The organism is Pseudomonas faucium (genome assembly GCF_021602585.1).
Lineage (GTDB): Bacteria > Pseudomonadota > Gammaproteobacteria > Pseudomonadales > Pseudomonadaceae > Aquipseudomonas > Aquipseudomonas faucium.
The window spans coordinates 38,211-56,024 of the sequence record NZ_BQIP01000016.1; the positions used below are offsets into that span (position 1 = coordinate 38,211).

Here is a 17,814-nt window from a genome sequence, read left to right on the forward strand (position 1 = left end):
GGTGAAAATGGATGACTGATTTACCGATCGACGGTTTCGCGACTACCAACGAAAACTCGGCGATGGTGCTGCTGGTCGACGATCAGGCGATGATCGGCGAAGCCGTGCGTCGTGGCCTGGCCCATGAAGAGAACATCGACTTCCACTTCTGCGCCGACCCGCACCAGGCGGTGGCCCAGGCCATGCGCATCAAGCCCACGGTGATTCTCCAGGACCTGATCATGCCCGGCCTGGACGGCCTGACCCTGGTGCGCGAATACCGCAACAACCCGGCCACCCAGGACATTCCGATCATCGTCCTGTCGACCAAGGAAGACCCGCTGGTCAAGAGCGCAGCGTTCGCCGCCGGCGCCAACGACTACCTGGTCAAGCTGCCCGACACCATCGAGCTGGTGGCGCGCATTCGCTACCACTCGCGCTCGTACCTGACGCTGTTGCAGCGGGACGAGGCCTACCGCGCCCTGCGCGTTAGCCAGCAGCAGCTGCTCGACACCAACCTGATGCTGCAGCGGCTGATGAACTCCGATGGCCTCACCGGGTTGTCCAACCGCCGCCACTTCGACGAGTACCTGGAGCTGGAATGGCGCCGGGCCATGCGTGAACAGCAGCAGTTGTCGCTGCTGATGATCGATGTGGATTTCTTCAAGGTGTTCAACGACAGCTTCGGCCATCTGGCCGGCGACGAGGCGCTGCGCCAGGTCGCCGAGGCCATCCGTGGCTCGTGCTCGCGGCCCACCGACCTGCCGGCACGCTACGGTGGCGAGGAATTTGCCCTGGTGCTGCCCAACACCTCGCCGGGCGGGGCGCGGCTGGTGGCGGAAAAGCTGCGCCAGACCGTGCATGGCCTGAACATCCCGCACATCGCCCCCGAGGCCGACTCGCGGCTGACCGTGAGCATTGGCCTGGCCACCCAGACGCCAGCGATCGGCAGCCATTGCCGGCAGCTGATCTCGGCGGCGGACAAGGGCCTGTACCTGGCCAAGGACAGCGGCCGCAACCAGGTCGGGATCGCCTGAAGCGCCTCATCGCCGGCTGGCCGGCGATGAGGCTGCTCGACTGCCCGGCGGGTCTGCCGCCAAGCCCAAGACTCGGTTATACTCCCCGGCTTTTCACCGAATTCGCGCGAGTAGCCTGCCCATGGAAATCCAACCGATCCTGAACACCATCAAGGACCTTACCGAGCGTTCCCAGTCCATTCGGGGGTATCTTTGACTACGATCACAAGCATGACCGCCTGATCGAAGTCAACCGCGAGCTGGAAGACGCGGCCGTCTGGAACAAGCCCGAGTACGCCCAGGCCCTGGGCCGCGAGCGTGCCATGCTGGCGCAGGTCGTCGAGACCCTGGACAAGATGGCCAATGGCCTGGCCGACTGCAAGGACCTGCTCGACATGGCCGTCGAGGAAGGTGACGAAAGCGCTGTCAGCGATGTCGAGACCGAACTGCAGGCCCTGGAAGAATCCCTGGCCCAGCTCGAGTTCCGTCGCATGTTCAGCGGCGAGATGGACATGAACAACGCCTACCTGGACATCCAGGCCGGCTCCGGCGGTACCGAAGCGCAAGACTGGGCCAACATCCTGCTGCGCATGTACCTGCGCTGGGCCGACAAGCGCGGTTTCGACGCCACCATCATCGAGCTCTCCGAAGGCGAAGTCGCCGGCATCAAGGGCGCTACCGTGCACATCAAGGGCGAGTACGCCTTCGGCTGGCTGCGCACCGAGATCGGCGTGCACCGCCTGGTACGCAAGAGCCCGTTCGACTCCGGTGCCCGTCGCCACACCTCGTTCTCGGCGGTGTTCGTGTCGCCCGAGATCGACGACAAGGTCGAGATCGAGATCAACCCGTCCGACCTGCGCATCGACACCTACCGCTCCTCCGGTGCCGGTGGCCAGCACGTGAACACCACCGACTCGGCGGTTCGTATCACCCACGTGCCGACCAACACCGTGGTGGCCTGCCAGAACGAACGCTCCCAGCACGCCAACAAGGACACCGCCATGAAAATGCTGCGGGCCAAGTTGTACGAACTGGAAATGCAAAAGCGCAACGCCGCCTCGCAGGCGCTGGAAGACAGCAAGTCGGACATCGGCTGGGGCCACCAGATCCGTTCCTACGTGCTGGATGACTCGCGCATCAAGGACCTTCGCACCGGCGTCGAGCGCAGTGACTGCCAGAAGGTGCTGGACGGCGACCTCGACCAGTACCTGGAAGCGAGCCTCAAGCAGGGGCTGTAAGCCGCACACCACCGCCGCGATACCTGGCCGCCGGCCGGTATCGCGCGCCCTGCCCGAAAAGGGCAACGAATACCTGATGGAAAGAATGACGACATGAGCGACCTCAAGACCGAATCGCAAGACCTGCAACAGGAAGAAAACGCCCTGATCGCCCTGCGCAAGGAAAAGCTTGCCGCCGAGCGTGCCAAGGGCAATGCCTTCCCCAACGACTTCCGTCGCGACAGCTACTGCAACGACCTGCAGAAGCAGTACGCGGACAAGACCAAGGAAGAGCTGGAAGCAGCCGCGATCCCGGTCAAGGTTGCCGGTCGCATCATGCTCAACCGTGGCTCGTTCATGGTGATCCAGGACATGACCGGCCGCATCCAGGTCTACGTCAACCGCAAGACCCTGCCCGAAGAGACCCTGGCCGCGGTCAAGACCTGGGACTTGGGCGACATCATCAGCGCCGAAGGCACCCTGGCCCGTTCCGGCAAGGGCGACCTGTACGTCGAGATGACCAACGTGCGCCTGCTGACCAAGTCGCTGCGCCCGCTGCCCGACAAGCACCACGGCCTGACCGACACCGAGCAGCGCTACCGCCAGCGCTACGTCGACCTGATGGTCAACGAAGAAACCCGCCACACCTTCCGTGTGCGTTCGCAGGTGATCTCGCACATCCGCAAGTTCCTCATCGAGCGCGACTTCCTCGAAGTCGAGACGCCGATGCTGCAGACCATCCCTGGCGGCGCCGCGGCCAAGCCGTTCGAAACCCACCACAATGCCCTGGACATGGCCATGTTCCTGCGCATCGCGCCGGAGCTGTACCTCAAGCGCCTGGTGGTCGGTGGCTTTGAAAAAGTGTTCGAGATCAACCGCAACTTCCGTAACGAAGGCGTATCGACTCGTCACAACCCTGAATTCACCATGCTCGAGTTCTACCAGGCCTACGCCGACTACCGCGACAACATGGACCTCACCGAGGAACTGTTCCGCGAGCTGGCGCTGCTGGTACTGGGCAGCACCGACGTGCCGTATGGCGACAAGGTGTTCCACTTCGGCGAGCCGTTCGCGCGCCTGTCGGTGTTCGACTCGATCCTCAAGTACAACCCCGAGCTCACCGCCGCCGACCTGCAGGACGTCGACCGTGCCCGTGACATCGCCAAGAAGGCCGGCGCCAAGGTGCTGGGCCACGAGGGCCTGGGCAAGCTGCAAGTGATGATTTTCGAAGAGCTGGTCGAGCACAAGCTGGAGCAGCCGCACTTCATCACCGAGTACCCGTTCGAAGTCTCGCCACTGGCCCGTCGCAACGACGACAACCCGGCCGTGACCGACCGTTTCGAGCTGTTCATCGGTGGCCGCGAGATCGCCAACGCCTACTCCGAGCTCAACGATGCCGAAGACCAGGCCGAACGCTTCCTGGCCCAGGTGGCCGAGAAGGACGCCGGTGACGACGAAGCCATGCACTACGACGCCGACTTCGTGCGCGCGCTGGAGTACGGCATGCCGCCGACCGCAGGCGAAGGCATCGGTATCGACCGCCTGGTCATGCTGCTGACCAACTCGCCATCGATTCGCGATGTGATCCTGTTCCCGCACATGCGCCCACAGGCCTGAGCGAACTGAACAAGCCGCCTTTCGAGGCGGCTTTTTCATGCCTGAAGACTGTCTGTAGCAGCCCTATCGCCGGCAAGCCGGCTCCCACAGGAAGCGTTGTGGAGTTCCTGTGGGAGCCGGCTTGCCGGCGATAGGGGCCGCCGCTGACTCGAACAATGAGGTACCCAGAGTGACCCCCGCAATGGCCCAGCAAGGCGCCGCCGGCATCGCCAGCGCCGTCGCCGAAAGCGTGCAATACCAAGGCCGCAAGACCGCCCGTCAAGGCAGCGAACAGCGCCGCCAGCTGATCCTCGACGCCGCCATGCGCATCGTCGTGCGCGATGGCGTGCGCGGCGTGCGCCACCGCGCCGTGGCCGCGGAAGCGGGCGTGCCGCTGTCCGCCACCACCTACTACTTCAAAGATATCGAAGACCTGCTCACCGACACCTTCGCCCAGTACGTCGAACGCAGCGCCGCCTACATGGCCAAGCTCTGGGCCAACACCGAAGTGGTGCTGCGCCAGCTGCTCGCCCAGGGCGACGGCAGTGCGCAGTCGCGCGCGCGGCTGGCCGACGAAGTGGCACGCATGACCGCCGACTATGTGTCGCGCCAGTTGCTCAACCGCCGTGACTTCCTCATGGCCGAGCAGGCCTTCCGCCAGGAAGCGCTGCTGTGCCCGCGCCTGGCCGAGCTGGTGCGCGCCCACCAGCAGATCCTGCTGCATGGCACGCGGCAGCTGCTGCAGGTGGTGGGCTCGCGCCAACCCGAACAGGACGCCCAGATGTTGACGGCGATTATCGAGCAGATGGAATATCAGGGCCTGCTCAAGGATGCCGATGCGCAAGCCGATGGGCAGATGCTCGCTATGCTTACCCGTTACCTGCACCTGGTGCTGGCATCGGCCTGAGCCGAGAACGACCTTTCAAGGAGAACCTGATGAAAGCCTGGCGTGTGGTGCTGTTGACGTTGTCATTCCTGCTGCTGGGCGGTTGTCTGGTGACCTTCCACGAACCGCTGCCGAGCAACCAGGCGGCGCCCAAGGCGCTGCTGGGCAAGTGGCACAGCAAGGATGCCTGGGGCGAGCCGCTGCAGTTGGTGATCAGCCGCAGTGGCGCTGGCGCCTACAAGGCCGTGGCCACGGCCAAGGGCAAGAAGCCTGAGGAATATGTCTTCAGCGTGTCGCGCCATGGCAACCGCTGGTACCTCTCGGCCGGGGTGCCCAAGCGCCTGGGCGGCAACTTCCTGATCGGCGGGTTCGACATCGTCGAGGGCAAGCAACTGGTGCTCTACAACCTCGACGTCGAGCAGATCGAGCAGGCGGTGGAGAAGAAGGAACTGACCGGGCGCAGCACCCAGGTGCCGGAAGACAACGGCGCCGGGGTGCTGATCGACAGCCCGTCGGCGCGGGTGCTGGCCTACCTGGACGACCCGGCCAACTCCGACCTGTTCGTCGAGGTGGCACGCTTCCAGCGCAGCGGCAAATAGCCAGGATCTGATTTTCAAGGAGTCCCCGGTGGACGAATACCAGCAGACCATCCGCGCCCTGTCCGATCGCATCGTCACGGCGCAGACCCCGATCCGCGTGCTCGATGCGGTGAAGTGGGACGACAATATTCGCCAGGGTTTCCTCAAGGCCAGGGGCAAGGAGCCACCGGCGGTGGACCGTGCCTATTACCAGTCGCGCCCGCTGTCGTTCGACTCCAGCGCGGTGAAGGCCGAATTCCAGAGCATCGAGCGCGACATCACCCGCCAGCTGGGCCAGTTCAACCCGGTCGGGCAGATCATGCGGCGCATGTGCAAGGAGTACCGCATGGTGGTGCGCATGCTCGAAGCGCGCGGCACCGAGGATTTCGGCCTGATCTCCCAGGAGCTGTATGGCGCCGCCTCCGATGCCTTCCACGCCGGTGACCCGACCCTGGCCGACCTGGGCCTGATGCTCTCGGACTACCTCAACAACATCGATGGCCGCGGCGACCTCAAGGACGAGCCGAAGAACCTCACCGCCAAGGAGGTCGTGGACATCCTCCAGCAGCGCCTGAACAAGGTGTTCGGCGAGGCCGAGGAAACCATCCGCGTGTTCGAGTCCGACGGCATCGTCGCCGACGCCGCAGCCGGTGCCGACTACATCAAGATTCGCGCCGACGCCATGTTCAACAGCCGCGACGTGCGTGCGCTGGAAGTGCATGAAGGGCTGGTGCACGTGGGCACCACGCTCAATGGCCTGAACCAGCCGATCTGCACCTTCCTGGCCAAGGGCCCGCCCTCCTCGACGGTGACCCAGGAGGGCCTGGCGATCCTCATGGAGGTGATCGCCTTCGCCTCCTACCCCAGCCGCCTGCGCAAGCTCACCAACCGCACCCGGGCCATCCACATGGTCGAGGAGGGCGCGGACTTCCTGCAGGTGTTCGAGTTCTTCCGCGCCCAGGGTTTCGAAATGGCGCAAAGCTACAGCAACGCCAGCCGGGTGTTCCGCGGTTCGGTGCCCAATGGCCTGCCATTCACCAAGGACTTGTCCTACCTCAAGGGCTTCATCATGGTTTACAACTACATTCAGTTGGCCGTGAAGAAGGGCAAGCTCGAGCAGATTCCGCTGCTGTTCTGCGGCAAGACCACCCTGGAAGACATGCGCACCCTGCGCCAACTGGTCGAAGAGGGCCTGGTCGAGCCACCCAAGTACCTGCCCGAACAGTTCCGCGACCTCAACGCCCTGTCGGCGTGGATGTGCTTCTCCAACTTCCTCAACCACCTGAGCCTGGATCGCATTGAAGCCGATTACGCGAACATTCTCTGAGCGCTGCCGCCTGCTGGCCCTGGGCATGCTCCTGCTGGGGCTGGGCGGTTGCAGCAGCCTGCTGTTCTATCCCGAACCGGGCGAGGCGTTCACCCCCGCGCGGGCCCAGCTGCAGTACCGCGATGTCACGCTCACCACCACCGATGGCGTGCGCCTGCATGGCTGGTGGCTGCCGGCCAAGGCCGGCGTCGAGGTCAAGGGCACGGTGCTGCACCTGCATGGCAACGGCGGCAACCTGCCCGGCCACCTGGGCGCCAGCTACTGGTTGCCGGAGCAGGGCTACCAGGTGCTGATGATCGATTACCGCGGCTATGGCCTGTCCCAGGGCAAGCCCAGCTTGCCGGAGGTGTATGAGGACATCGCGGCCGCCATGGCCTGGCTCGACCAGGCGCCGCAGGTCAAGGGCAAGCCTTTGGTGCTGCTGGGCCAGAGCCTCGGAGGGGCGATGGCGATCCATTACCTGGCGCAGCATCCCGAGCAGCGTCAACGCTTCAGCGCACTGGTGTTCGATGGTGTGCCGGCCAGCTACCGCGCGGTCGGCCGTTATGCCCTGAGCACTTCATGGCTGACCTGGCCGCTGCAGGTGCCGTTGTCCTACCTGGTGCCGGACGGCGACAGCGCGATCCGCTCGATCGAGCAGCTTGCCAGCCCGCCCAAGCTGTTCTTCCACAGCATCGACGACACCCTGGTGCCGATGGACAACGGCATCCGCCTGTACCAGCACGCACCGCCACCGCGGGTATTGCAGCTGACCCGTGGCGGCCATGTGCAGACCTTCGCCGACCCGGTGTGGCGCCAGGTGATGCTCCGCTTCCTGGATGACCCCAGCCATTTCAACGGCCTGCGGCGCCTTGCCGAAGTGCCCAACTACCCTGACCAGAAGAAGAACCCGCAATGAGTGAAGAACGCAACGCCATCCCCCTGATCCTGACCGGTGTCGGCAGCATCATCGTGACGGTGGGGGCCCTCTGGTATTACGGCTACCTGCATTTCGCCAAGCCCGAGGATGCGCTGCTGTTGCAGGATTTCACCATGCTCAAGACCGTGCCGGGCGAAGACTACAAGGTCTCGCTGGAGCCTGCGGCGCAGGTGGCGCAGTGCATGGATGGCGTGCTGGTGCTGTTCGATACGCAGCAGAAGGGCTTGACCGGGGTGCTGGTGGACAACCGCAAGCGTGCGGTGCGCTGCATGGGGGAGGAGACCCCGCAGCAGGTGCAGTGATGCCATTGGCTTCCACCTGTGGGAGCCGGCTTGCCGGCGATAGGGCCGGTACAGTCAAGAAAAAGCCCCGCATCGCGCGGGGCTTTTCATTTCAGCCAAGCCAGCTTGCGCTTAGCGCTGGCTCACCGAACGCGGTGCCACCGGCTGGTTGTCGTTGGAGATGGTCACCTCCACCCGACGGTTCTGCGCACGCCCGGAGTTGCTGGCGTTGTCCGCTACCGGGTACTCCTTGCCATAACCCTGGGCGACGATGCGCGCAGGGTCGACGCCGGCACGTACCAGCGCCATGCGCACGGCGCCGGCGCGGCGCTCGGAGAGGGTCTGGTTGTAGTTGGCCGAACCCACGCTGTCGGTGTAGCCCTCGACGATCACCTTGCGCTCAGGGTTCTCCTGAAGGAACTGAGCCAGCTTGGTGACGTTGGGCAAGGCGCTGCTCTTGAGCTGGGCCTTGTTGAAGTCGAACAGCACATCGCCGAAGGTCACCAGGGTGCCGCGGTCGGTCTGCTTGGCGTTGAGGCTGTCCTGCAACTTGGCGATCTGCGCGTCGCGGGCATCGAGCTTGGCCTTGGCGCGTTCGGCCGAAGCGTTTTTCAGCTCGTTCTCGGCGGTGCGCAGGGCAATGGTCTGCTTGGCCACCTCGACGCGCTGGTTGGTCAGGTAGGCCAGCTGGTCGACCTTCTCGTTGTTTTCACGCTCCATGAAGGCCTTGTCGGCCTTGTTCAGCCAGTCCTGGGCGTCCTTGGTTTCAAGGGCCGCGACCTTGCTCGCCTGCGGGTCGCTCTGCAGCGCCGAGAAGTTGGTGCGGGCCGATTCCAGGTTCGGGTTCGGGTCGTGGGAGCAGGCAGCGAGACCGACGCTCAGGGCCAGCAGGGCGGGAATCATGACGTAATTGCGCATAGTGTTCATCCTTTGATCGATTGCGAAGGCTCAGGTTAGGGGTGCCGCGCTCACTGAGCGCTGCGCATGCCTTCCTGACGCACGTCCTGGACGCCCTGGCGGGCTTCCTGTACGGCCTTCTCGGCCTTGGCCGCCTGGGCCTTGCGTTCGGCGAGGCGAGCGTCCCACTCGGCCTGCTCGGCCAGGCGCTTGGCGTCGTCGTACTTCTTGTCGTGCATGGCGATTTCGGCTTTTTTGAACTTGTCCTGCGCGGCTTTCATTTCCACGGCGGCAAACTCGGTGCCGCCAGCGCTGACCGCGGAGTTCACGGCGGACTGGGTCACGGCGTACTGCTCGGTCGGCGGGTTGCCGGCACAGCCGGCCAGGACCAGGCTACTGCCCAGGGCCAGCGCGGCCAGCTTGAGTCCGCGCACATGGGGGGATGAGGGTTTCGCGGTGCGGGTCTTCATGGTGGTCAGCTCCATTGGATCACTCCTGATAACGACAATGTCCGTAGCAGTCCATCGCTCAATCCCTGACCTTTGTCAGCACGTTCGCTGCACGGTGCACGACAACAGGTGTGCAGGGTTTTAGCGTGATGGCTATTGGCTGTGACCGGGGGCTTTTTTGAATGGTTCACAAAATTTTCAAGTTATTTCTGACTGATTAGTCAGTTGCTGCGGCGGGGAACTTTCAAGGGAAAGCGAAGGTATTCCGGGCTGCGAATGCGCCCGGAATGCTGTGGGAAGGGTCAGTTGCCGGAGTCTTCACCGGTGTTGCTGAGCTCGCGCAAGTGGCGCCGGGAGAGGGCCAGAAAGCGCGGTGTGGAACCAATGTCCTCGTACAGCGGGTCGCCTTCTTCGTCGGTGGAAATGACGGTTTGGCCCTGCACATACGGGAAGCTGGCTTCCAGCTCTTCCAGGGCGGCGGCTACCAGTTCACCAAGCAGTTCCTCGGCGGTGCGCTTGGGGTACATGTCGATGAGCGCTGCCAGGCGTGCCTCGGACTCCAGGTCCAGGTGCAAGCTATGGCCGGTGGGGCTCAGGGTACCTGCGGCATTCTGCTCCCAGTGCTGGGCGAGTTCGCGGATTTTCATGATGACCTCTGTCGACGCCTGGATAGGCTGCATTGCATCGGACTGCTCAGCTCTCACTTTAGTTTGCTTTGGCCGATCTCGGCTTGCCATGGCGCCTCGCCTGTGGGCACTCTTGGGGACGTGCTGTTTCCTGGGCAGGGCGCGGGCCAGCCGCGCCGAAGAGAGGGCCAATGACCGATATCGATGTGCGCTTGCGTGAAGATGTCCATCTGTTGGGGGAGTTGCTCGGCGAAACCATTCGCCAGCAGCATGGTGAAGCGTTCCTGCAGAAGATCGAGGACATTCGCCACAGTGCCAAGGCCGACCGCCGCGGTCCCGGCGAGCAATTGAGCTCGACCCTCGGCGACCTAGCCGAGGACGACCTGCTGCCGGTGGCGCGGGCGTTCAACCAGTTCCTCAACCTGGCCAACATGGCCGAGCAGTACCAGCTGATTCGTCGCCGTGATGGCGAACAGCAAGAGCCCTTCGAGGCGCGGGTGCTGCCCGAGCTGCTGGCGCGCCTGAAGCAGGCCGGGCACAAGGATGATGCGCTGGCCCGGCAACTGGCCAAGCTGGATATCCAGCTGGTGCTGACCGCACACCCCACCGAAGTGGCCCGGCGCACGCTGATCCAGAAGTACGACGCCATCGCCGGCCAGCTGGCGGCGCAGGACCACCGCGACCTCACCCCCAGCGAGCGCCAGCAGGTGCGCGAGCGCCTGCGCCGGCTGATCGCCGAGGCCTGGCACACCGAGGAAATCCGCCGCACCCGGCCCACCCCGGTAGATGAAGCCAAGTGGGGCTTTGCGGTCATCGAGCATTCCCTGTGGCACGCGATTCCCAGCCACCTGCGCAAGGTCGACAAGGCGCTGTTCGACGCCACCGGCCTGCGCCTGCCGCTGGAGGCTGCGCCGATTCGCTTCGCCTCGTGGATGGGCGGCGACCGCGATGGCAACCCCAACGTCACCGCCGCGGTGACCCGCGAAGTGCTATTGCTGGCCCGCTGGATGGCGGCCGACCTGTTCCTGCGCGATATCGATGCACTGGCCGCCGAGCTGTCCATGCAGCAGGCCAGCAGCGCCCTGCGCGAGCAGGTTGGTGACAGCGCCGAGCCTTACCGAGCGGTGCTCAAGCACTTGCGCGACCGCCTGCGGGCAACCCGCGCCTGGGCCCATTCCTCTCTGGCCAGCTCGCAGCCGGCCAGCGCCGATGTGCTGGAGGACAACCGCGACCTGATCGCCCCGCTGGAGCTGTGCTACCACTCCCTGCATGAATGCGGCATGGGCGTGATCGCCGACGGCCCACTGCTCGACACCCTGCGCCGCGCGGTCACCTTCGGCCTGTTCCTCGGCCGCCTCGACGTGCGCCAGGATGCCGCCCGGCACCGTGACGCGCTGTCGGAAATCACTGACTACCTGGGCCTGGGCAACTATGGCCAATGGGATGAAGAACAGCGCATCGCCTTCCTCCAGGCCGAGCTGAAGAACCGCCGGCCATTGTTGCCTGCGCACTTCCAGCCCCAGGCAGACACCGCCGAAGTACTCGCCACCTGCCGTGAAATCGCCGCCGCGCCTGGCGCATCGCTGGGTTCCTATGTCATCTCCATGGCCGGCGCCGCCTCCGATGTGCTGGCCGTGCAACTGCTGCTCAAGGAAGCCGGGCTGACCCGGCCCATGCGCGTGGTGCCGCTGTTCGAGACCTTGGCCGACCTGGACAACGCCGGGCCGGTGATGCAGCGCCTGCTCGGGCTGCAGGGCTACCGGGCCGGCCTGCGCGGGCCGCAGGAAGTGATGATTGGCTATTCCGACTCGGCCAAGGATGCCGGCACCACCGCCGCCGCCTGGGCCCAGTACCGCGCCCAGGAAAGCCTGGTGCGCATCTGCCGCGAGCATCAGGTCGAGCTGCTGCTGTTCCATGGCCGCGGCGGTACCGTCGGCCGTGGCGGCGGCCCCGCCCACGCGGCAATCCTGTCGCAGCCACCGGGCTCGGTGGCGGGGCGTTTCCGTACGACCGAACAGGGCGAGATGATCCGCTTCAAGTTCGGCTTGCCGGGCATCGCCGAGCAAAACCTCAACCTGTACCTGGCCGCGGTGCTCGAAGCCACCTTGCTGCCACCGCCGCCGCCGCAGCCTGCCTGGCGCGAGCTGATGGACCAACTGGCCGCCGACGGCGTCAAGGCCTACCGCGGCGTGGTGCGCGACAACCCGGATTTCGTCGAGTACTTCCGCCAGTCCACGCCCGAGCAGGAGCTGGGGCGCCTGCCGCTGGGCAGCCGCCCGGCCAAGCGCCGCGCCGGCGGTATCGAGAGCCTGCGGGCGATCCCGTGGATCTTCGGCTGGACCCAGACCCGCCTGATGCTGCCCGCCTGGCTGGGCTGGGAGACGGCGCTGAGCAACGCCCTGGCGCGTGGCCAGGGCGAGCTGCTGGCGCAGATGCGTGAACAATGGCCGTTCTTCCGCACCCGCATCGACATGCTGGAAATGGTCCTGGCCAAGGCCGATGCACAGATTGCCGAGGCCTACGACCAACGTCTGGTGCAACCGGGCTTGCTTCCTTTAGGTGTGCACCTGCGCGACCTATTGTCGCAGTCCTGCCAGGTGGTGCTGGGCCTGACCGGGCAGCCGGTGCTACTGGCGCACAGCCCCGAAACGCGGGAATTCATCAGCCTGCGCAACACCTACCTGGACCCGCTGCACCGCCTGCAGGCCGAGTTGCTGGCGCGTTCGCGCAGCCGTGAAGCCGCTCTGGACAGCCCGTTGGAGCAGGCCTTGCTGGTGACCGTGGCCGGTATCGCGGCGGGCCTGCGCAACACCGGCTGAGGCGCTGCCGGGCTGCCCGAGCCCGGGGGCGCAGCCTGGGCTGAGGCAGGGCAGCAAGGGCGGTTGCGCCGGGCGCAACCACCCTTTGCCGGGGCCACCGATGGCGCATTCCTGCAACTTTGGGACGCTTGTCTGGCTGCCGAGCGCTGTGTATCTTGAGCAGCCTTCTGACCGATTTATGGTCATACCCGATTTTCCGGACTTGGCCCTGGTCGCCGAATCCATTGAATTTCATAAAAAAATTTGAGGAGCACGAGATGCGCGTAATTCTGCTGGGAGCTCCCGGGGCCGGTAAAGGTACTCAGGCAAAGTTCATCACCGAGAAGTTCGGTATTCCACAGATCTCCACCGGTGACATGCTGCGTGCCGCCGTCAAGGCCGGCACCCCACTGGGCCTGGAGCTGAAGAAAGTCATGGATGCTGGCCAGCTGGTCTCCGACGAGCTGATCATCAGCCTGGTCAAGGAGCGCATCGCCCAGCCTGACTGCGCCAATGGCTGCCTGTTCGACGGCTTCCCACGCACCATCCCGCAGGCCGAAGCCATGGTCGCGGCCGGTGTCGACATCGACGCCGTGGTCGAAATCGCCGTCGACGATGAAGAAATCGTCGGCCGCATGGCTGGCCGCCGCGTGCACCTGGCCTCGGGCCGCACTTACCACATCCAGTACAACCCGCCGAAAGTGGAAGGCAAGGACGACGTCACCGGCGAAGACCTGATCCAGCGCGACGACGACAAGGAAGAAACCGTTCGCCATCGCCTGTCGGTCTACCACAGCCAGACCAAGCCGCTGGTGGACTTCTACCACAAGCTGTCGGCTGCCAATGCCGGCAAGCCGAAGTACAGCCACATCGAAGGCGTGGGTTCGGTCGAAGCGATCACCGCCAAGGTTCTGGCAGCCCTGAGCTGATCCAGCACCGTGCGTCACAACGGCCCGCTTGCGGGCCGTTGTCGTTTATACTGCCGCTCTTTTTCACTCGCACCTGGATACCCGTTCGATGACCACCCTGCTGGCCCTGGATACCGCCACCGAAGCCTGTTCCGTCGCGCTGCTGCATGACGGCAAGGTAACCAGCCACTACGAGGTGATCCCGCGCATGCATGCGCAAAAGCTGCTGCCGATGATCAAGCAGCTGCTGGGCGATGCCGGCGTGGCGCTGAATGCCCTCGACGCCATCGCTTTCGGCCGTGGCCCGGGTGCCTTCACCGGCGTGCGCATCGCCATCGGTGTGGTCCAGGGCCTGGCCTTCGCCCTCGAGCGTCCGGTGCTGCCGGTGTCCAACCTGGCGGCGCTGGCCCAGGGCGCGCTGCGCGAGCATGGCGTGCAGCAGGTGGCAGCCGCCATCGATGCGCGCATGGACGAGGTCTACTGGGGTTGCTACCAGGCGGTGGACGGCGAAATGCGCCTGCAAGGCCAGGAAGCCGTGCTGCCCCCCGAGCGCGTGGCCTTGCCTGAAGGGAGCAGCGGCGACTGGTATGGCGCCGGTACCGGTTGGGGCTATGCCGAGCGCCTGGCCGTGCAGGCCAGCGCCAGCAACCCGGCGGCGCTGCCCAACGCGCTGGACATCCTCAGCCTGGCGCGTTTTGCCTGGGCACGCGGCGAGGCAATCGTCGCCGAGCAGGCGCAACCTGTGTACTTGCGCGATAATGTAGCTACGCCCAAAGCCCGTTAGGTGCTGTTCGTCGGTTATAGCGGTTGTCGATAAAACCTTTGGCGCGAACTGTGGTCCAGTTATCACTCGAGCATTAGCGACGGAACTCTGATGCTGCTAAATTGCCATCATTGGTCCTGAGTGCTCACTTCATGCGTATCGACGGTTTCTCATCGCAGTCCTACCCGGTCAAGCGCGCCCCGCGCAAAGCGGCAGTGCGCGATGAAGCCATCGACGATGCCGAGCTGGTCGAAGAGGGCGAAGTGGTTCAAGAGGCGGCACCACGCCGCCGCCCCGGTGGCCTGCCGGCCCGCCCGCAAGACATGGTCTTCCCCCGCGCCCGCGATCGGCGCACTGCCACGGCGCTGGCCAGCTACCTGAGCACGGCCGGCTTTACCGACTGGGACATGGAAGTCATGGGGCTCGACCTGTACATTTGAGGGATGAGTCCATCCCACCTGCCTTACTTTCTCGGTTGCCCGTCATGGAGTGAAAACGCCTGGCGCGAGTACCTGTATCCCGCTGACGCCCGCACCTCGCAATACCTTGGCCTGTACAGCCAGGTGTTCAATGCGGTCGAGGGCAACACCACCTTCTACGCCCGCCCTGCACCTGGCACCGTTGCGCGCTGGGCGCAGGCGATGCCCGCGCACTTTCGCTTCACTGCCAAGTTTCCCCGTGATGTCAGCCATGAAGGCGACCTGCGCGAGCGCCTGGAAGCGGCGTGCGAGTTCACCCGGCTGTTGGCGCCGCTGGGCCCGCGTGTTTCACCCTACTGGTTGCAGTTGCCCGCCCAGTTCGGCCCGCCGCGCCTGGCCGAACTGAGCCAGTTTCTCGATGAAGTCGGCGTGCCAGTGGCGGTCGAAGTGCGCCACCCGGCGTTCTTCGCCAAGGGGGAGGAAGAGCGGTTGCTCAACCGCCTGCTGCGCGAGCGCGGCGTGGAGCGCATCTGCCTGGACCCACGCGCCCTGTTCAGCTGCACCTCGCGCGAGGCCGCCGTGCTCGACGCGCAAGCCAAGAAACCCAAGGTGCCGCCGCGCCCTGCGGCGTTCAGCCAGCACCCGCAGGTGCGCTTCATCGGCCATCCCGAGCTCGAAGCCAACGAGCCTTTTCTCACGCCCTGGGTGGAAAAGATCGCGGGCTGGATAGAAGAAGGCCGCAGCCCCTACATCTTCCTGCACACTTCCGACAACCGCCTGGCGGCCGCGCTGGCCCAGCGCTTCCACCAGCGGCTGATGGCGCGCCTGCCTGGCCTGGCAGCATTGCCGGAATTGCCGCGCGCTCCCGAGGTCGAACAACTGGGACTACTCTGACTTTTCCCCGACCACCCGGAGGTTGTGACCATGGATGTACAAACCCTGCGTGCCGAAGCCTTCAAGGCGCTGCACGAGCGTGATGGCGCCTTCGTCATCCCCAACCCTTGGGATGCCGGCTCCGCCAAGCTCCTGGCAAGCCTGGGCTTCGAAGCGCTGGCCACGACCAGTGCCGGCCTTGCCTTCGGCCTCGGGCGGCCGGATGCCGAGGGGGCCTTGAGCCTCGATGAGACGCTCGACAATGCCGGGCATATCGTCGACGCCACGGCCCTGCCGGTGGCCGCCGACCTGGAAAACGGCTTTGGCGACCTCCCTGAAGAATGCGCCCAGACCATCCTGCGGGCCGCCGAAGCTGGCCTGGTGGGTGGCTCGATCGAAGACGCCAGCGGCCGCAGCGATGCGCCGATCTATGACTTCGGCCTGGCCGTGGAGCGCGTGCGCGCCGCCGTGCAGGCCGCGCGCGGCTTGCCTTTCCCGTTTACCGTGTGTGCCCGCGCAGAAAACCTGCTGCACGGGCGCATGGACCTGGACGACACCATCCTGCGCCTGCAGGCCTACGCCGAGGCGGGCGCCGATGTGCTGTATGCCCCAGGGCTGCGCAGCGTCGATGAAATTCGCGCGGTGGTGCAGGCCGTGGCGCCGAAGCCTGTGAACGTGCTGATGGGCCTGGCCGGGGTGCCGCTGAGCGTCAACCAGCTGCAGGACCTGGGCGTGCGCCGCATCAGCGTAGGTTCGTCGCTGGCCCGCGCGGCGCTCGGGGCGCTGCAGCGTGCGGCGCTGGAGATTCGTGATCAGGGCACGTTCAGCTATGGCGAGCAGGCGCTGCCCTTCGCCGAGCTCAACGACCTGTTCCGCCGCTGAGGTGGCGTGCGCGCACTGGCCTGGTTATGCGGCCTGCTGCTGATCGCGGCGGGCCTGGCCTGGCAGTACGGCGGGCGCCTGCCGGACCCCTGGAACCCGTGGGCAGTGCTGGACGTGCGCCAGCCGCCGAACCTGCTCACGCCCTTCAAGCTCTCACGCCTGCGCGACGACCCGGCCTTGTGCCGCCAGGCCCTGCAAACCAGCGAGCTGCGCTACAAGGCGCAGGCCGATAGCCCGGCCACCGCCAGCTGCCCACTGCGCAATGTGTGGCGTATCGAGCAAGGGCAGGCGCGGCTGAGCAGCAGCTTTCTTGCCAGCTGCCCGCTGGCGGTGGCGTATGCATTGTTCGAAGTGCATGGCCTGCAACCGGCGGCGCAGCGGGTGTTCGGCCAGCCCGTGGCGCAGGTCGAGCACCTGGGCAGTTTTGCCTGTCGCAACGTCTATCACCGCAAGCAGGGGCGCTTGAGCCAGCACGCCACGGCCAATGCCCTGGACATCAGCGGCTTTCGCCTGCAGAGCGGCGAGCGCATCCTGCTGGCGCGGGACTGGCAGGCGGGTGGGCAGAAGGCGCAGTTCCTGCGCGAAGTGCAACAGGCGGCGTGCGAAAGCTTCAGCGCGGTACTGGGCCCGGACTACAACGCTGCCCACCACAACCACTTTCACCTGGACATGGGGCGCTGGCAGGTCTGCCGCTGATTTCAGGCGTGGACGCGAACGTTGTTCAGCACTACCGGGCGTGCCCAGTGGGTGTCGAATTCCAGGTCGTTCTGCTGCTGGGCCAAGGTGGCCGGCGCATAGGGCTCGGGCGCCGGGTCCAGCAGGTTCATCTCGAATTCGGCGATCGGCAGGTGCAGCGGGCGCGGCGACGGTGCCGGGCCAGGTTGCCCGAGAGGGTGGCCCTGGCTCATCACCACAGGGCGCAGCCAGCTGTTGCTGAGGTCGAGCTGGCGCTGTTGCTGGATCATCTCGGCAGCGCTGAACGGCTCGGGGGCCGGCTCCAGCAGGTTGGCTTCGAGTTCGGCCTTGGGCAGGAACAGCGGCTCGGGCGGGGCAATGATGGTGTCCTGCACGGGGCAGGCGCGCTGGGCATCGATCAGCGCCAGGGCCTTGGCCCCGCCGATCGGCTCGCCGCTGTGCTGGTCGTACTGCACCAGTGCCTGGCTGAAGGTGTCGGGTTGTTCCGCTTGCTGCTCGGCCATGGCGCGGGCGAAGAAATCCTGCCACAGGTGGCTGACGCCCCCGAGTGCCTGGGTATTCTGCCGACCGTAGTTGCCGACAGGCGACAAGTAGGTCAAGCCGATGGGAAGAGTATCTGTCATGGCAGTCGCGCGCGTTGTGCTCTGGCAGAATAGCGGGATATTGCCTGTATCGGCCGAGGTGGCCGATTCATTAAGGGCTTG

19 protein-coding genes are annotated in these 17,814 nt (G+C 65.4%); 15 read left to right on the top strand and 4 right to left on the bottom strand.

Translation table 11 applies throughout. The features are described from left to right. The first annotated feature begins 11 nt into the window (after nucleotides 1–11). From wspR to L6D75_RS18410, 8 genes are all read left to right on the top strand, one after another. Nucleotides 12–1,016 carry a Wsp signal transduction system regulator diguanylate cyclase WspR gene (wspR, locus tag L6D75_RS18375; protein ID WP_176513604.1) on the top strand — a complete coding sequence of 335 codons (1,005 nt, stop codon included), beginning with the start codon at nucleotides 12–14 and terminating at the stop codon, nucleotides 1,014–1,016. 121 nt (nucleotides 1,017–1,137) lie between these two features. Then, nucleotides 1,138–2,233, top strand: a protein-coding gene (gene prfB, locus L6D75_RS18380; RefSeq protein WP_176513602.1) for a peptide chain release factor 2 whose coding sequence is annotated in 2 segments (ribosomal slippage) — nucleotides 1,138–1,209 and nucleotides 1,211–2,233 — 1,095 coding nt in all. Because the reading frame shifts where the segments join, the coding sequence is not laid out codon by codon here. A gap of 93 nt (nucleotides 2,234–2,326) precedes the next feature. Next, nucleotides 2,327–3,829, top strand: coding sequence for a lysine--tRNA ligase (gene lysS, locus L6D75_RS18385; RefSeq protein WP_016712972.1), 1,503 nt, complete (start codon nucleotides 2,327–2,329; stop codon nucleotides 3,827–3,829). Between the two features lie 181 nt (nucleotides 3,830–4,010). Then, a complete protein-coding gene (locus L6D75_RS18390) occupies nucleotides 4,011–4,715 on the top strand; it encodes a TetR/AcrR family transcriptional regulator (protein ID WP_176513703.1) in 705 nt (234 codons plus the stop codon). 29 nt (nucleotides 4,716–4,744) lie between these two features. Further along, the gene (locus tag L6D75_RS18395) at nucleotides 4,745–5,293 is read left to right on the top strand and encodes a hypothetical protein (protein ID WP_176513600.1); all 549 of its coding nucleotides are present in this window, start codon (nucleotides 4,745–4,747) and stop codon (nucleotides 5,291–5,293) included. 28 nt (nucleotides 5,294–5,321) lie between these two features. Then, a complete protein-coding gene (locus L6D75_RS18400; protein WP_176513598.1) occupies nucleotides 5,322–6,599 on the top strand; it encodes a flavohemoglobin expression-modulating QEGLA motif protein in 1,278 nt (425 codons plus the stop codon). Next, nucleotides 6,571–7,497, top strand: a complete 927-nt coding sequence (locus L6D75_RS18405) for an alpha/beta hydrolase (RefSeq protein WP_176513596.1) — start codon at nucleotides 6,571–6,573, stop codon at nucleotides 7,495–7,497. The genes L6D75_RS18400 and L6D75_RS18405 overlap by 29 nt, the downstream gene beginning before the upstream one ends. Further along, on the top strand, nucleotides 7,494–7,820 hold the full coding sequence (locus L6D75_RS18410) for a PA3694 family proteiin (protein ID WP_176513594.1): 327 nt from the start codon (nucleotides 7,494–7,496) through the stop codon (nucleotides 7,818–7,820). Before L6D75_RS18405 ends, L6D75_RS18410 begins: the two co-directional genes overlap by 4 nt. Nucleotides 7,821–7,931: 111 nt before the next feature. Here the strand turns inward: L6D75_RS18410 and lptF are convergent, their stop codons facing one another. The 3 genes from lptF to L6D75_RS18425 all read right to left on the bottom strand — a co-directional run bounded on the left by lptF (nucleotide 7,932) and on the right by L6D75_RS18425 (nucleotide 9,792). Continuing rightward, complete coding sequence (gene lptF, locus L6D75_RS18415; protein ID WP_176513592.1) at nucleotides 7,932–8,717, bottom strand: lipotoxin F family OmpA-related lipoprotein LptF; 786 nt, start codon at nucleotides 8,715–8,717, stop codon at nucleotides 7,932–7,934. Between the two features lie 50 nt (nucleotides 8,718–8,767). After that, the gene (locus L6D75_RS18420; RefSeq protein WP_176513590.1) at nucleotides 8,768–9,181 is read right to left on the bottom strand and encodes a DUF4398 domain-containing protein; all 414 of its coding nucleotides are present in this window, start codon (nucleotides 9,179–9,181) and stop codon (nucleotides 8,768–8,770) included. 266 nt (nucleotides 9,182–9,447) lie between these two features. Then, entirely contained in the window at nucleotides 9,448–9,792 is a 345-nt protein-coding gene (locus L6D75_RS18425; protein ID WP_176513588.1) for a pilin assembly protein, read from the bottom strand. Between the two features lie 170 nt (nucleotides 9,793–9,962). Between L6D75_RS18425 and ppc the strand changes: the two genes are divergently transcribed. The 7 genes from ppc (at nucleotide 9,963) to L6D75_RS18460 (ending at nucleotide 17,110) form a co-directional block, all read left to right on the top strand. Then, nucleotides 9,963–12,590, top strand: a complete 2,628-nt coding sequence (ppc, locus tag L6D75_RS18430; RefSeq protein WP_176513587.1) for a phosphoenolpyruvate carboxylase — start codon at nucleotides 9,963–9,965, stop codon at nucleotides 12,588–12,590. Nucleotides 12,591–12,847: 257 nt separating this feature from the next. After that, on the top strand, nucleotides 12,848–13,498 hold the full coding sequence (gene adk, locus L6D75_RS18435; protein WP_176513585.1) for an adenylate kinase: 651 nt from the start codon (nucleotides 12,848–12,850) through the stop codon (nucleotides 13,496–13,498). Between the two features lie 88 nt (nucleotides 13,499–13,586). Then, nucleotides 13,587–14,261 (top strand): tRNA (adenosine(37)-N6)-threonylcarbamoyltransferase complex dimerization subunit type 1 TsaB, encoded by a 675-nt coding sequence (gene tsaB, locus L6D75_RS18440; protein ID WP_176513584.1) that lies wholly within the window; start codon nucleotides 13,587–13,589, stop codon nucleotides 14,259–14,261. A 131-nt stretch (nucleotides 14,262–14,392) separates the two neighbouring features. Continuing rightward, a complete protein-coding gene (locus L6D75_RS18445; RefSeq protein ID WP_176513581.1) occupies nucleotides 14,393–14,680 on the top strand; it encodes a hypothetical protein in 288 nt (95 codons plus the stop codon). Between the two features lie 3 nt (nucleotides 14,681–14,683). Next, on the top strand, nucleotides 14,684–15,553 hold the full coding sequence (locus tag L6D75_RS18450) for a DUF72 domain-containing protein (protein ID WP_176513579.1): 870 nt from the start codon (nucleotides 14,684–14,686) through the stop codon (nucleotides 15,551–15,553). Nucleotides 15,554–15,583: 30 nt separating this feature from the next. Continuing rightward, nucleotides 15,584–16,414, top strand: coding sequence for an isocitrate lyase/PEP mutase family protein (locus L6D75_RS18455; RefSeq protein ID WP_176513577.1), 831 nt, complete (start codon nucleotides 15,584–15,586; stop codon nucleotides 16,412–16,414). Between the two features lie 6 nt (nucleotides 16,415–16,420). Next, nucleotides 16,421–17,110: an extensin-like domain-containing protein gene (locus L6D75_RS18460; protein ID WP_176513575.1), complete on the top strand. Its 690-nt coding sequence runs from the start codon at nucleotides 16,421–16,423 to the stop codon at nucleotides 17,108–17,110. 2 nt (nucleotides 17,111–17,112) lie between these two features. On the opposite strand, the gene L6D75_RS18465 is transcribed toward L6D75_RS18460, so the two are convergent. Then, nucleotides 17,113–17,733, bottom strand: a complete 621-nt coding sequence (locus L6D75_RS18465) for an energy transducer TonB (RefSeq protein WP_176513573.1) — start codon at nucleotides 17,731–17,733, stop codon at nucleotides 17,113–17,115. Nucleotides 17,734–17,814: the final 81 nt, after the last annotated feature.